At 65.2% G+C, this 13,247-nt stretch carries 14 protein-coding genes; 5 read left to right on the top strand and 9 right to left on the bottom strand.

Going from position 1 to position 13,247, the window contains the following annotated elements:
- The first annotated feature begins 16 nt into the window (after positions 1-16).
- The gene (eda, locus tag QHG62_RS23415) at positions 17-652 is read left to right on the top strand and encodes a bifunctional 4-hydroxy-2-oxoglutarate aldolase/2-dehydro-3-deoxy-phosphogluconate aldolase (protein ID WP_258501562.1); all 636 of its coding nucleotides are present in this window, start codon (positions 17-19) and stop codon (positions 650-652) included.
- Positions 653-654: 2 nt separating this feature from the next.
- Positions 655-1,383 carry a haloacid dehalogenase type II gene (locus QHG62_RS23410; RefSeq protein WP_126746221.1) on the top strand — a complete coding sequence of 243 codons (729 nt, stop codon included), beginning with the start codon at positions 655-657 and terminating at the stop codon, positions 1,381-1,383.
- A 23-nt stretch (positions 1,384-1,406) separates the two neighbouring features.
- On the opposite strand, the gene QHG62_RS23405 is transcribed toward QHG62_RS23410, so the two are convergent.
- The 9 genes from QHG62_RS23405 to QHG62_RS23365 form a co-directional block, all read right to left on the bottom strand.
- Entirely contained in the window at positions 1,407-2,468 is a 1,062-nt protein-coding gene (locus QHG62_RS23405; protein ID WP_281148017.1) for an acyltransferase family protein, read from the bottom strand.
- Positions 2,465-3,670, bottom strand: coding sequence for a hypothetical protein (locus QHG62_RS23400; RefSeq protein WP_281148016.1), 1,206 nt, complete (start codon positions 3,668-3,670; stop codon positions 2,465-2,467). The genes QHG62_RS23405 and QHG62_RS23400 overlap by 4 nt, the downstream gene beginning before the upstream one ends.
- A gap of 272 nt (positions 3,671-3,942) precedes the next feature.
- Positions 3,943-4,383, bottom strand: coding sequence for a lactoylglutathione lyase (gloA, locus tag QHG62_RS23395; RefSeq protein ID WP_281148015.1), 441 nt, complete (start codon positions 4,381-4,383; stop codon positions 3,943-3,945).
- A 44-nt stretch (positions 4,384-4,427) separates the two neighbouring features.
- Entirely contained in the window at positions 4,428-5,105 is a 678-nt protein-coding gene (locus QHG62_RS23390; RefSeq protein WP_281148014.1) for a glutathione S-transferase family protein, read from the bottom strand.
- A gap of 97 nt (positions 5,106-5,202) precedes the next feature.
- The gene (locus QHG62_RS23385) at positions 5,203-5,886 is read right to left on the bottom strand and encodes an ABC transporter ATP-binding protein (RefSeq protein WP_281148013.1); all 684 of its coding nucleotides are present in this window, start codon (positions 5,884-5,886) and stop codon (positions 5,203-5,205) included.
- Positions 5,883-7,547 carry an ABC transporter permease gene (locus QHG62_RS23380; RefSeq protein WP_281148012.1) on the bottom strand — a complete coding sequence of 555 codons (1,665 nt, stop codon included), beginning with the start codon at positions 7,545-7,547 and terminating at the stop codon, positions 5,883-5,885. Before QHG62_RS23380 ends, QHG62_RS23385 begins: the two co-directional genes overlap by 4 nt.
- A gap of 25 nt (positions 7,548-7,572) precedes the next feature.
- Positions 7,573-8,634: a Fe(3+) ABC transporter substrate-binding protein gene (locus QHG62_RS23375; protein ID WP_281148011.1), complete on the bottom strand. Its 1,062-nt coding sequence runs from the start codon at positions 8,632-8,634 to the stop codon at positions 7,573-7,575.
- A 133-nt stretch (positions 8,635-8,767) separates the two neighbouring features.
- Positions 8,768-9,460, bottom strand: a complete 693-nt coding sequence (locus tag QHG62_RS23370; protein WP_281148010.1) for a nitroreductase — start codon at positions 9,458-9,460, stop codon at positions 8,768-8,770.
- Positions 9,461-9,475: 15 nt separating this feature from the next.
- Positions 9,476-10,021 carry a PaaI family thioesterase gene (locus tag QHG62_RS23365; protein ID WP_281148009.1) on the bottom strand — a complete coding sequence of 182 codons (546 nt, stop codon included), beginning with the start codon at positions 10,019-10,021 and terminating at the stop codon, positions 9,476-9,478.
- 51 nt (positions 10,022-10,072) lie between these two features.
- Here QHG62_RS23365 and QHG62_RS23360 point away from each other — a divergent pair, with 51 nt between their 5' ends.
- Genes QHG62_RS23360 through QHG62_RS23350 form a run of 3 tightly spaced genes read left to right on the top strand, consistent with a single transcriptional unit; the run spans position 10,073 to position 13,210 of the window.
- A complete protein-coding gene (locus QHG62_RS23360; RefSeq protein WP_281148008.1) occupies positions 10,073-10,576 on the top strand; it encodes a MarR family winged helix-turn-helix transcriptional regulator in 504 nt (167 codons plus the stop codon).
- Positions 10,569-11,804: an MFS transporter gene (locus QHG62_RS23355; protein WP_281148007.1), complete on the top strand. Its 1,236-nt coding sequence runs from the start codon at positions 10,569-10,571 to the stop codon at positions 11,802-11,804. Before QHG62_RS23360 ends, QHG62_RS23355 begins: the two co-directional genes overlap by 8 nt.
- A complete protein-coding gene (locus QHG62_RS23350; RefSeq protein ID WP_281148006.1) occupies positions 11,801-13,210 on the top strand; it encodes an MATE family efflux transporter in 1,410 nt (469 codons plus the stop codon). The genes QHG62_RS23355 and QHG62_RS23350 overlap by 4 nt, the downstream gene beginning before the upstream one ends.
- Positions 13,211-13,247 lie beyond the last annotated feature (37 nt).

The following is a 13,247-nucleotide window of genomic DNA, read 5'->3' as shown; positions in this document are numbered from 1 at the left end:
ACAATGGAGCAATGAAATGACAGACAAACTCACCGCACTCGACGTCATGCGCGATGCGCCGGTCATCCCGGTCATCGTGCTGAACGACGTGAAACATGCCATTCCGCTGGCGCGCGCGCTGGTGGCCGGCGGCATCCGCATGCTTGAAGTGACGCTGCGCACGCCGCAGGCGCTCGAGTGCATCGAAGCCATTGCCAAGGACGTGCCCGAAGCCGTGGCCGGCGCCGGCACCATCCGCAGCGCGGCCGATGCGCAGGCTTCGGCGCTGGCCGGGGCCAAGTTCGGCGTGAGTCCGGGCTACACGCGCGCGGTGGGCAAGGCCTGCCACGATCTCGGCTTGCCGCTGCTGCCCGGCGTGGCCACCGGCAGCGAGATCATGACGGCGCAGGAAGACGGCTACACCGAGCTCAAGTTCTTTCCCGCGCTGCAGGCGGGCGGGCTGCCGATGCTCAAGGCCTGGCAAGGGCCGTTCGGCGACGTCACTTTCTGCCCCACCGGCGGCATTCATGCGGGCAACGCGGCCGAGTTTCTTGCGCTCTCGAACGTGGCTTGCGTGGGCGGCTCGTGGATCGTGCCGACCGACGCGATCCGCGAAGGCAACTGGGCGCTGATCGAGCAGCTGGCACGCGCCGCGAGCCAACTGCAGCGCTGACCATGCGCGCGGATTTCGACGCGAGCGACCTGAAGGTCATCGCGTTCGACGTTTTCGGCACCGTGGTCGATTGGCACAGCGGCATTGCCGCCGAGGCCGAGCTTGCGTTACCGGGTGTGGACGGCGCCACCTTCGCGCTGGCGTGGCGCGCCGGCTACCAGCCCGCAATGAAATCGGTCATGGAGCGCATTGCGGCGGGCGAGGGCGGCTTCACGCTGCTCGACGAGTTGCACCTGAGCATGCTCGAACAGGTGCTGCACGACTTCGGCCTGACGGAGCAGCTCGACACCGCCGCCAAGCGCCACCTGAGCCGCGCCTGGCACCGGCTGCCCGCCTGGCCCGATGCGGTCGAGGGCCTCACGCGCCTGAAGAAGAAGTTCACCATCTGCACGCTCTCGAACGGCAACATCGGCCTGCTCACCGAAATGGCCAAGCGCGCCGGCCTGCCGTGGGACTGCGTGCTCTCGGCCGAAGTGTTCAAGGCCTACAAGCCCGATCCGCGCACCTACCTTGGCGTGGCGGGCGTGTTCGACGCAACGCCCGGCCAAGTCATGCTCGCGGCGGCGCACCACGACGATCTTGCCGCGGCACGCGTGTGCGGCTTGAAGACCGCCTACATCGAGCGGCCCCATGAGTACGGCCGCGCGCAACCCAAGGATGTTTCGCCGAACGCAGAGAACAACCTGCATGCGCGTGACATCAACCAGTTGGCCGATCTGCTGGGCTGCTGATCGCGCCGAGACTCGTCGGCCAATTACCTTGCTCTTGCTGCGCCCAGAGATTTCGCGGACTTGATCATTCCGCGCATCATCTGCGTGAGCGGAAATTCCACCAGCTTGTAGACCATGTGCGAAGCCGCAATGGCCGCAACGCCGACCGCTGCGGAAATGGCGAGTATCGGCACCGGTGAGGAAATGCCGAGCAGCTTCACCGTGATGGGAATGCCGACCAGGATGAACGGATGGAAGAGGTACAGCGAATAAGAGCTGTCTCCGATTGCCAGCACCGTGCGTCTTCTTTTCCAGAATGACCCGAGCAGGATGATTCCAACGAACATCATGGCCGAGGGGATTGCGAGCGCGAAGCCTCTCAGCTGGCCGCTGCCAAGGCCTTGGGATATTGCAAGATAGGCAAGAAAGGCCCCGGCAATGGCCAGCACGATGCCCAAGAGAATGTTCTGCTGGAACACCCCCTTCTTGAACGCGACACCAACGGCCACGCCGAATGCAAATTCCACGAACAGCGAAAAATTGATGACCTTGGGGTCGACGTTGAAAAGCAGCCCCATGAATGAACCCGCAGCCAGTACCAGGCACGCAATGGTGGCGGTCTTGCGGTTGGCGGTGGGCAGCGCGACGAGCGCCCAGAGCGCGTAGAAAATGATCTCGTAGGTCAGCGTCCAGCCGTTGTTCACCAGGTACGGCGCGGTGGTGGGCCACAAGAAAAACGAGGCGGCAATATCCGTCGCCTGCTGCGCATTGCTGTTGATCAAGTTCGGCTTGAAGATGAGAACAAGCAATGCCAGCAACGAGAGCCCCCAATAAAGCGGAAACACCCGCACGATCCGCTTTTCCATGAACTCCACATGCGTCATCGTCTTGTTGGCGGTGACGAAATAGATGATGAAGCCGCTGATCATGAAGAAGATGTCAACCCCGACGATCCCGAAATCGAACGACGGAATGGCGCCGCCGGAGAGCGCATGCGATTTCTGTGCGATGTGGTGCACCACGACCAGTAGGGCGGCAATGCCTCTTCCCGCCTGGATGGATTCGACGTACTGGGGCTGGTCGACCGCAATGGATTGAGACTTCACGAGATGCGATCCTGCTGAAGGGCGCCAACCAAGGCCGGCGAACCGGAAGGGGCGGCCGAGCTGCTGCTGCTCCGCGGCCGCTTTTCGATGCCCAGCTCGGCTTTCTGCAGCAGCGCCATCGCAGAAAAAACAAGCGGACTCACAATGGCGAAGTGGCGCGCAAAAGAGCCGAAGTCGGGCTCGAATACGCCTTCGATGATGAGAAAGGCCAAGGGCGCCAGCGCAATCTTGCCGGCCTGGATGATTTTTTTATTGTCTGACTTGGCGCTCTTGACGATGACCTTCACCATCCATATGAATGTGAAGGGCATGATCGAAATGAACGCAAGCTGGCTCACCGAACCGAAGCGCAGAAGTTCGAGCGGAAATGCCAGCCTGAAGAAAGTGATGGTTGCATTGAGCGCTTGCAGCAATGCGTTGTCGGAAGCAATGACAGCCTCGATCACGGTGCGCGATCCCTCGGCGCCAACCTCTCTGTTCTCGTTGACGGCCAGCCGTGCAAAGTCGAGCGTAACGCCCAACGCAATCTGGAAAGTCAGCGCAAGTGCAACGTAAACCAGGACGATGATGACAAGCAGCCTGAATACGGTGAGCTGCTTTCTTATCAGCCTCAGTCCAAACCACACGGCGCTGACCAGCAGCCAGTATTTTCTGACCACCCAGCCGTAAATCGTTGCGGACAAAAGCCAGGTGAGCCCAAACCATGATTGCCGCGCGGCCATCACCGAGACAAGCACCACCGCAGCGGACAGCATGTCCTTGGAAAGAACGGACAGAAAGATGGCCCGGATGACGCCCCAGGCCAGCGATGCGAGAAATACGCCCAACGGAATGCGGGCGAACTGAAAGACGGGTATCAAGGTAAGCGACACGCTCAGCAGGGCGCCGGCCAATGGCGCAGTGCCGGCGCTCAACCCAATCGACTCGAGCAGGAACGCGCTGCAGGCGTAGGAGTTTCTTTCCTCGATGGTGGTCGAGGTCAACTGGCACGCATCGGCGCCGAAGAAGCTCAGCAGCGTGTCCTCGTCCGGAAAGATCTGTGCTGCCGTGTCGTGGTACGCAAACGGAATGGCGCCAACGACAAGAGCGGCAAATAGAAATACGATGAGCGAGATTGCCGGATCGATGGCCTTGCCGCGTATGCTTAAACTGGTCAAATTGGTTCCGCTTAGAAGAAAGCGCTCATTTGGAAGACGGGGCAAAAATCAACGGGGCATTTCAATACTTTTGAACTGCTATTCGCGTTCGAGCATGAAAGTTCTTGTTGCAAATTCGGGCGTCTGAAGCGTTTAGCATTAACGCTCCCTGCCAAGGAACTGCAGCAAAGAATATGCCGGTCGCCCCTGCGAAGGCGGCTATTTTGTCTCGTTAATTTGCCCGCGCATTCCACGCATCGCGTTTCTTACGGTTGCTTGCAACCTCGCGGAGATTGACCCGGCCCAAAGACCGAACCAACCTATTGCCTGCGCCTTGGCTACGGGGCGCGCAACGCGTCTGCAGCGGCTTCCGGCTTGTTGCCGTTCGCCTTCGACTTGTCCTGGATCAACTCGACCTTGTAGCCGTCCGGATCGGTCACGAACGCGATGACGGTGCTGCCGCCTTTCACGGGGCCGGCTTCGCGCGTCACGTTGCCGCCGGCCGCCTTGATTTTTTCGCAGGCTGCATAGGCATCGGGCACGCCGAGCGCAATGTGGCCGAAGGCCGTGCCGAGTTCGTAGCTTTCGGTGCCCCAGTTGTAGGTAAGTTCGATCTCCGCCTGGTCGGGGTTGCCATTGCCGTAGCCGACAAAGGCAAGGCTGTACTTGTACTCGGGGTTCTCGGACGTGCGCAGCAGGTTCATGCCCAGCACCTTCGTGTAGAAGTCGATCGAACGCTGGAGATTGCCGACGCGCAGCATGGTGTGGAGAAGTCGCATCTCGTGGGTGCCTGTTCGTTGTGGGAAGAATTCGATTGTCGGTTTTACGCGAGCGTGAGCAAGTGCGCCTCGTGCTTCTGCAGAAATTCGCGCAGGTGCTGCGGATACTCCGGCACCACGGCGCCTTGCACGCTGGGCCGCGCGGCCAGGGCCTTGCGCCATGCATTCACCTTGGGCAAGGCATCGAAGATGTGCGAGTTGCTGATCTCGTCGAATACCTCGAAGTAGCGAAAGACCGGCGCAAAGACGGCGTCGACCAGGCTGAAGTTTTCGCCCGCGAAGTAAGGGCCTGTGCCCAATGCCGCTTCGACGCGCTCGAACTTGGCAGCCAGTGCAAGGCGCTTCTGTTCGAACACTTCGGCGTCGCGCGTGGTCTCGTAGCCCCACAGGTCGCCCAGAACGGCCGAGCCGAATTCCATCCACGCGCGGTGCTTGGCGCGGGTGAGCGGGTCTTCAGGGTGCAGGCGCGGGCCGTGCTGGGTTTCTTCGAGGTATTCGCAGATCACGTTGCTTTCGAACAGCACGGCTTCGCCGCCGCTTGGCCGCTCCAGGCGCAGCAGCGGAACCTTGCCGAGCGGCGAGATTGCAATGAACCAGTCCGGCTTGTTCGCAAGGTCGATCACCACGCGTTCGAAAGGCACGTTTTTCTCGGCGAGGGCAATGGCCGCGCGCTGCACATAGGGGCACAGCAGGTGGCTGACGAGGGTAAGGGGCTTGGCCATGGGGTGTTCCGGAAAATAGGTATGTGGGAGCGCCGCATTCTTGCGATCCCGAACAACCTTTTCCCGAAAAGCCCATTCGCCGAACGGGCGCCTTGTGCTATTTGGCGGCGTCCAGCCAGTGCGTGATGCGGCCGGCGTGCATCACGCCGATGCGGTCGGCCATGGCGTGGGCCTCGGCGTCGTTGTGGGTGACGAGGATTGCTGTCTGCCCGGCGCGCTTGAGAATGCCGCGCACCTCTGCCGTCAGGCGTTCGCGCGTGCCGCCGTCGAGGTTGGAAAAGGGTTCGTCAAGCAGCAGCAGGGCGGGTTCGGGCGCGAGCGCGCGGGCCAGCGCAATGCGTTGCTGCTGGCCGCCCGAGAGTTCGTGCGGAAAGCGTTCGCCCGCGTCGGCCAGGCCGACGAGCGAGAGCATTTCGGCCGTGCGCGACTGCTGCTGCGCGCGGCTCGATCGGCGCAAGCCGAAAGCCACATTCTGGTTGGCCGACAGGTGCGGAAACAGCGCGTACTCCTGAAACATCATGCCCACGCGCCGCTGCTCGGGCGGCAGGTGCGCCCGGGTTGAAGACAGCAGCACGTCGCCCAGCCGGACCGTGCCGGCGCGCAAGGGCTCGAAGCCGGCTATGGCGCGCAGCACGGTGGTCTTGCCGCAGCCCGACGGACCGAACAGGCACGCTATTTCGCCCGCGGGCAGCGAAAGAGAAAAGTCGTTCACCACGGTGTGCAGGCCGCGCGGTGTTTCGTAGGCGAGCTGGATCGACTCGATGGAAAGGGGTGAGCTCATGTCTTGTCCGGGCCGGGCAAGGCCGATGGCGTGCCCAGTTGATTGCGCGCCAGCAGCACCACCGGCAGCAGGCCGGCCGCGACGATGGCCAGCGCGGCAACTGCGCCTTCTTCATACGTGCCGCGCGCGGCTTCGGCGTAGAGCCATGTGGCCAGGGTGTCGAAATTGGCGGGCCGCAGCAGCAGCGTGGCCGGCAGTTCTTTCATGGCATCGACAAAAACCAGGAGCGCGCCCGTGGCAATGGCGGGCTGCAGTAGCGGCAGATGCACCCGGCGCAGTGTGCCGCCGGTCGTTTCGCCCAGCAGCCGCGAAGCCTGTTCGATGGCGGGCGGAATGCGGGCAAGCCCCGCTTCGATGCCGCCCACCGGCATGGCAAGAAAGCGAATGGCGCACGCCACGACCAGCACGACGCCCGCACCCATGAGCGGCAAACCCCGCAGGCCCAGCACATTGGCCAATGCGGCGTCGAACGCCAGTGCGGGCGTGAGCAGGCCGATGGCGAGCACTGTGCCCGGCACTGCATAGCCCAGCGTGGCAACGCGTGCCTGCCAGCGTGCGTGGTTGGGGCTCGAGCCCTGGCTGCGCGCCGCCCAAGCCACGACCAGCCCGGCGGCAACCGCCACCACGGTAACGCCCGCGGCCAGCGCAAGCGTGTTGCCCAGGCTTGCGAGCAGACCTTGGGACACGCCGCCGCCCAGGCGCAGCCGCTTGGCACTTTCCCAGACGAGGTAGAGAGCAGGCGCCACGAATCCGAGCATCACCGGCAATCCCGCAGTGGCAGTGGCGAGCCATGCAGCCCCGCCGTGCAGGCGCCGCGGCTGCATGGGACGCATGCGCTGCGCGGAGCCGAATCGCTGGTGCTGGCGTCCGTTGCGTTCGAGCCAGACCAGGGCCACCACCACGAACAGCATGGCGCAGGCGATCTGCGCCGCGCCGGCCAGGTCGGAGCGCGTGATCCACGTGGTGTAGACCGCCACGGTGAGTGTGTTGACGCCCAGGAATTCGGAGGCGCCGATGTCATTGAGCGTTTCAAGCAGCGCAAGGCTCAGCCCCACGGCAAGCGCCGGGCGTGCCAGAGGCAGCGCCACGCGAAAGAACGCGCCGCGCCGGCTTTCGCCCAGCGTACGTGCCGCTTCCATCAAGTGGGCCGGCTGCGTCATGAACATGGCGCGCGCGGTCATGTAGACGTAGGGGTAGAGCACGAAGCCGAGCACGAAGATTGCGCCCGGCATCGAGCGCAGGTCGGGCAGGCGGAACTGGCGCGGGCTGTCGAAGCCCAATGCCCAGCGGATCGCACCCTGCACGGGCCCTATCGGGTGCAGCAGGTCGAGATACGCGAAGGCGACGATGTAGGTGGGCATTGCGAGCGGCAGCAGCAGTGCCCAATGCAGAACGCGGCGTCCCGGAAAGTCGCAGGCCGTGACCAGCCAGGCGCAGCCGGTGCCTATCACCAGCACCAGTGTGCCGACACCCGCAAGCAGCACGGCCGTGTTGAGCGCCGCCTGCGGTAGCACGTGTGCGAACAGCGGCCCCCAGTGCGCCATGCCGGAGCCGAACGCAAGCCACGCCAGCGTGAGAACCGGCGCAAGCACGCCGACGGCAATTGCGAACGAGGCGCTGCGCCAGAGCGGGCCTGCAGCGCGCAGGCCACCGAAACTCATGCGCGAAGCCTGGGGGCGAGCAACATTACAGATCGAAGCCGACCTTGTCGACCAGCGCACTGGCTTGCTTGCGGTACTTGGCAATCTCGGTCAGCGGCAGCGGGTCGACCTTCAGCTCGCCGATGGTCTCGCCGATGATCGGATCGAGCGCCACACCCTTGCGCACCGGGTATTCGTAGTTGGCCTGCGCGTACAGCGACTGCGCCGGCTCCGACACCAGAAACTCGAGCAGCTTGACCGCGTTGGCGCGCTGGGGCGCGTTCTTGGCAACGGCCGCGCCGCTGATGTTGACGTGCGTACCGCCGCTCTTGCCGCTGGCAAAGGTCGGGCGGATCACCTTGATGGCGTCGCCCCACTTGCGCGCGTCGGTGCCGGCCGAAGCGCTCTTCATCTGGCCGACGTAGTACGAGTTGGCCACGCCGATGTCGCAGATGCCGCCGAGGATGTCGCGCGCCACGTCGCGGTCGCCGCCGGTGGCCTTGCGCGCCAGGTTGGCCTTGACGCCGCGCAGCCATTGTTCGGTCTTGGCTTCGCCTTCATGCGCGATCATCGATGCGATCAACGCCGTGTTGTAGGGGTGCTGGCCCGCGCGGATGCAGACCTTGCCCTTCCACTTAGGGTTGGCCAGGTCTTCATAGCGGAAGCTGGTGAGCGGCTGGGACTTGTCTGCGTAGAGCACGCGCGCGCGCAACGAAAGCGCGAACCACTGCCCGTCGGCCCCCCGCAGGTTGGCGGGAATGGCCGAGTCGAGCGCGGCCGATTTAACCGGCTGCGTCACGCCGCCGTCCACCAGGTCCATCAGGTTGCCGATGTCCACCGTCATCAGCACGTCGGCCGGCGAGCGTGCGCCTTCGGCCTTGACGCGCTCCAGCAGGCCGTCCTTCACGAACACGGTGTTGACCTTGATGTTCGTCTGCGTGCTGAAGGCCGTGATCAGCGGCTGGATCAGCGCGGGTTCACGCGTTGTATAGAGCGTGAGCTCGTCGTTGGCGGCATAGGCCGGCAGGGCGGCAGCGGCCAGCCAGGCGGCGGAGACGCCGAGCAATGCGCGGGCGGCGCGGCCTTGAACGCCGAGGCGGTCGGTCATGAAAGATCCTCCAGGTGCAGAGACGTGAATGAGAAAAGCATCGCAAGCCACGTGGCTGACGATGAGAATCATTATCACTGCCCCAGACGGCTTTTACCTCTTTGCACCTACAGGACGCACCGGCTTGTGCAAGTCAATCGACCCACCGGCAGGCCTGCTCCGGCGCTGCGCGCGTGGTCCGAAAGCGGTTGGCCGGGTGCGACGGATCTTCGTAGCCGAATGAAATGCCGCAGACGATCTGGCGGTCGTCCGGAATGTCGAACCAGCGGTGCAGGAACTTTGCGCGCGATGCAATGGCCGCCTGTGCGATGCTGGCCACCCCGAAACTGCGCGCCGCGAGCATGAAGTTGCTCACATACGCGCCGCAATCCACCGCACCATAGGTGCCCAGCAGCGCTTCGGTGGTGATGAGGGCCATGTGCGGCGCCCCGAAGAACCTGAAGTTCTCTTTCGCCTGCCGCGCCGAAGCCTCGCGGTCGCCGCGCACGATGCCGACGCTTTCGTACAGCTGAAAACCGCATTCGCGTCGGCGCTCCTGGTACACGCCGCGGTATTCGGCCGGAGGCGCGATGTCGAACGCGGCGTCTTCCGCGGCCTCGTCCGAGTCGAAGGCCCGGCGCAGCCGCCCGGTGGCATCGGCGCTGGTCACGATGACCTGCCACGGCTGCGAGTTGCACCAGGACGCTGTGCGCTGCGCCAGTTGCAGGATGGCGTCGATGGTCTCGCGCGCAACCGGTTCCGCAAGGTAGGCCCGGCAGCTGTACCTCTCGGCAAGCAGGGTCTTGAGAGCCGTAGCGAGCGTGGGGTCTGGAGGTGTGGAGGGCATGGTGGCGGCCACGGCTTAGCGCGGCGGAGGAACCTCGAACACGAGGCAGGTGGTGGTGGCGTGGGCATACAGCGTGCCGTCCGGCCCGAAAAGCCGCGCCTCGGCGGTGGCCAGTTGACGGCCGCAATGAATGACCTTGCCTTCGGCGCGAACCCGTTGCACCTTGGGCGTGAGACCCTTCACGTAGTTCACGCCCAGTTCGGCCGTCGTGTAGGCGCGGCCCGGCGGCATCATGGTGTGGACCGAGCAGCCCAGTGCCGAATCGAGCAGCGTGGCGACCCAGCCGCCATGGATGGTGCCAAGCGGATTCAGATGCTGCGGCAGCGGCCTGCCCTGGAACACGGCCACGCCGGGGCTCACCGAAAGAAGCGTGAAGTCGAGCGTCTTGGCGATGGCGGCATACGGAATTTCGCCGTTCAGCATGGCCAGCATCATTTCGAGCCCGGTCTTCCCGGCAATCTGCTCGGGGCGGGCGAGCCCCGGGCCGGGGCCGGCTTCAAGACGCTCGACCACCCGGCGTTCTTCAGCGATCCAGGTGTCGATGGCGTGGGGCTCGGTCATGCAATACTCCGTGATAGTTGTAGGTGCAATTATTGTAGCTACAATAAAAACATGAACACCGCTCTGAAGCCTCAGCCTCCTCAGGTCAAGCCCCAAGGATGTACCAATTTCCGCCTGCGCAGGCTCTCCAGGGTGGCGTCGCGCCTGTATGACGCGCACGTTGCGCCCAGCGGGCTCAAGACCACGCAGTATTCGCTGCTTTCGCACGTGCTGCATTTCGGGCCGCTGCGTCCGGTCGACCTGGCGCGCGAGATGAACGTGGATGCGTCCACGCTCACGCGCAATCTCAAGCCCATGTTGGCGGCCGGCTTCCTGGTGCAGACGGAAGGCCCCGATGCGCGCAGCCGGATGCTGGCGATTACCGACGCGGGTCGCGAGAAGCGCGCCGAGGCGCAGCGCCTGTGGCATGGCGCGCAGCTGGCGCTCAACGACATCCTCGGCACGGAGCGGGTGCTTGCGCTGCATGCCCTTCTCGATGAAAGCCTGGAATTGCTGCAGCGCGCAGGCCTGGGCGATGGACAGCCGGAAGAACCCACAGGAGCCCGTGATGAATGAAACTGTTCTGCGGCGCCATGCGCTCTGGCTCGTGCTGCTGGCGGCTGCCGGCGCTTTTGCGCTCACGATGGGCGTGCGCCAGACGATGGGGCTTTTTCTCTCGGCGCTCAACACATCGACCGCACTCGGCATCGGGAGCATCAGCCTTGCGTTCGCGTTCGGGCAGCTCTGGTGGGGGCTCACGCAGCCCTTCGCGGGCGCCGTGGCCGACCGCATCGGCACCGGGCGCGTCGTGTTCATCGGCGTGATGCTGGTGGCCATTGGCACGCTGATCACGCCGCTCATGACGAGCACGGCGGGCCTGATCTTCGCGATCGGCGTGCTTGCGGCCGGCGGTGCCGGCATGGCGGGCCCTTCGGTGCTGATGGCCGCGAGCACCCGCCTGGTGCCGCCGAACAAGCGCGGCCTGGCCACCGGCATGGTGAATGCCGGCGGTTCCTTCGGACAGTTTGCAATGGCGCCGATCGCCGTCGGCCTCACGGCGGCGGTGGGGTGGGCCGGCGCCATGCAATGGCTCGGTGTGCTGGTGTTGCTGGCGCTGCCGGCCGCATGGGTGCTCAAGGGCAATTCGAACGCGATGGCGGCGGCCTCGGCGGCCGCGTCGGGCACCAAGCCGCTGAGTGCGCGCGAGGCCATCGGCCAGGCGCTCGCAACGCCCAGCTACCGCTACCTGAGCCTGGGCTTCCTGGTGTGCGGCTTCCACGTGGCCTTCCTTGCCACGCACATGCCCGGCGTCGTGGCGGCCTGCGGCCTGCCGCCCGAGGTCGGCGGCTGGGCACTCGCGATGATCGGGCTCTTCAACATCGTCGGCAGCCTTGCCATGGGCTGGGCCGTGGGGCGCTGGCGCATGAAGTCGCTGCTGTCGCTGGTCTATGCCACGCGCGGCATCGCCGTGCTGGTGTTCCTGCTGGCACCGAAGACGACCGTGGTCATGCTGGTGTTCGCCGCGGTAATGGGCGTGACCTTCCTGTCGACCGTGCCACCGACAGCCGGGCTGGTCGCCAAGATGTTCGGGCCGGCCAACATGGCAATGCTGTTCGGCATCGTGATGCTGGCGCACCAGGTCGGCGGCTTCCTGGGCGCATTCCTGGGCGGCTATGTGTTCCAGGCCACCGGCAACTACGACATCGTCTGGTACATCGACATTGCGCTTGCGGCCGGCGCCGCGCTGGTGCACCTGCCGATCCGCGAAGCGCGGCTCGTGCGTTCGAAGCTGGCGGCGGCATGAGCCAGGAACTCGATCCGCGCACCCGGCGCCTGCTCGAAGCGCCCATTGTGCCCACGCTGCTGCGCCTGGCCGCACCCAACGTGCTCGTGATGGTGGCGCAGGCTTCCGTCGGGCTCATCGAAACCTATTTCGTCGGCAAGCTGGGCACCAATGCGCTCGCCGGCATGGCGCTGGTGTTCCCGATCGTCATGCTGATGCAGATGACGTCGAGCGGCGCCATGGGTGGCGGCATCGCTTCGTCCATTGCGCGTGCCCTGGGAGCACGCCGCCGCGACGAAGCCGACGCGCTGGTGTGGCACGCGGTGGTCATTGCCATCGGGTTCGGCCTGCTCTTCTCGATCGCGCTGCTGGCTGGCGGACGCCGGCTGTACGGAATCATGGGCGGCACGGGCGCCGCGCTCGAGGCGGCGCTGACATACTCGAACTGGGTGTTTGCGGGCGCGGTGCTGGTGTGGCTCTTCAACTCGCTGTCGGCCATCATCCGAGGCACGGGCAACATGGCCGTGCCGGCGAACGTGACGGTGGCGGGCGTGGTGTTCCTCATTCCCGCATCGCCGCTTTTGATCTTCGGCTGGGGACCGCTCCCGGGCATGGGCATTGCGGGCGGTGCGATGGCGCTGCTGCTGTATTACCTGCTGGGCTCTGTGGCGCTCATCGTCTACCTGCGCTCGCCGCGCAGCCTGCTGCGCCCGACGCTTGCCGCGCTGAAACTGCGCTGGCCGCTGTTCCGCAACATCCTGGGCATCGGGCTCGTGGGTGCGGTGTCCACTGTCGCAACCAATCTGTCGATCGGCATCGCGACCGCATTGACGGGCCATTTCGGGTCGGGGGCGCTGGCGGGCTACGGCACTGCATCGCGCTTGGAGTACCTGCTGGTGCCGCTGGTGTTCGGCCTTGGCGCGCCGCTGGTCGCGATGGTCGGCACCTGCATGGGCGCCGGCCAGCGCGAACGCGCGCTGCGCGCCACATGGGCCGGTGCCGCGCTGGCTTTTGCGTTGACGGAAACCATCGGCCTTGCCGCGGCGCTGTTTCCGCGGCCTTGGCTGCTGCTGTTCGGCAACGACCCCGCCATGCTGGAAACCGGCGCGCACTACCTGCGCGTGGTGGGGCCGCTCTACGGGTTCTTCGGCGTGGGCCTGGTGCTGTACTTCGCGTCGCAGGGAGCAGGACGCTTGCTGTGGCCGGTGCTCGGCAACATGGCGCGCCTGGCCGTGGCCGGCATCGGCGGTTGGCTGGCCCTGCGCTGGAGCGGAGGGCTGACCGGCGTGTTCGCTGCGCAAGGCGTGGCGCTGGTGGTGTACGGCATCGTCATCGCGTCGGCGATTGCGGGCGGCGCATGGTTCGGCCGCGTCGGCTGGCCGCGCTCGCCCAGCGGGCTGTTGCGCCGCGTGGCAGCGCAAGCCTGAGCCGGCTTGCGCTCAGGCCAAGGCGCTGGCGCAAAAA

It is taken from the genome of Variovorax paradoxus (assembly GCF_029919115.1).
Lineage (GTDB): Bacteria > Pseudomonadota > Gammaproteobacteria > Burkholderiales > Burkholderiaceae_C > Variovorax > Variovorax paradoxus_O.
The sequence above is the reverse complement of the archived record's forward strand: the minus strand, read 5'-3'. Positions and strand labels throughout refer to the sequence as shown.

What these genes read in the sequence shown, in the direction of transcription:
- eda (WP_258501562.1), top strand. Translation starts at nt 17, where the DNA reads ATGACAGACAAACTCACCGCACTCGACGTCATGCGCGATGCGCCGGTC.
- QHG62_RS23410 (WP_126746221.1), top strand. Translation starts at nt 655, where the DNA reads ATGCGCGCGGATTTCGACGCGAGCGACCTGAAGGTCATCGCGTTCGAC.
- gloA (WP_281148015.1), bottom strand. Translation starts at nt 4,383, where the DNA reads ATGCGACTTCTCCACACCATGCTGCGCGTCGGCAATCTCCAGCGTTCG.
- QHG62_RS23390 (WP_281148014.1), bottom strand. Translation starts at nt 5,105, where the DNA reads ATGGCCAAGCCCCTTACCCTCGTCAGCCACCTGCTGTGCCCCTATGTG.
- QHG62_RS23385 (WP_281148013.1), bottom strand. Translation starts at nt 5,886, where the DNA reads ATGAGCTCACCCCTTTCCATCGAGTCGATCCAGCTCGCCTACGAAACA.
- QHG62_RS23380 (WP_281148012.1), bottom strand. Translation starts at nt 7,547, where the DNA reads ATGAGTTTCGGTGGCCTGCGCGCTGCAGGCCCGCTCTGGCGCAGCGCC.
- QHG62_RS23375 (WP_281148011.1), bottom strand. Translation starts at nt 8,634, where the DNA reads ATGACCGACCGCCTCGGCGTTCAAGGCCGCGCCGCCCGCGCATTGCTC.
- QHG62_RS23370 (WP_281148010.1), bottom strand. Translation starts at nt 9,460, where the DNA reads ATGCCCTCCACACCTCCAGACCCCACGCTCGCTACGGCTCTCAAGACC.
- QHG62_RS23365 (WP_281148009.1), bottom strand. Translation starts at nt 10,021, where the DNA reads ATGACCGAGCCCCACGCCATCGACACCTGGATCGCTGAAGAACGCCGG.
- QHG62_RS23360 (WP_281148008.1), top strand. Translation starts at nt 10,073, where the DNA reads ATGAACACCGCTCTGAAGCCTCAGCCTCCTCAGGTCAAGCCCCAAGGA.
- QHG62_RS23355 (WP_281148007.1), top strand. Translation starts at nt 10,569, where the DNA reads ATGAATGAAACTGTTCTGCGGCGCCATGCGCTCTGGCTCGTGCTGCTG.
- QHG62_RS23350 (WP_281148006.1), top strand. Translation starts at nt 11,801, where the DNA reads ATGAGCCAGGAACTCGATCCGCGCACCCGGCGCCTGCTCGAAGCGCCC.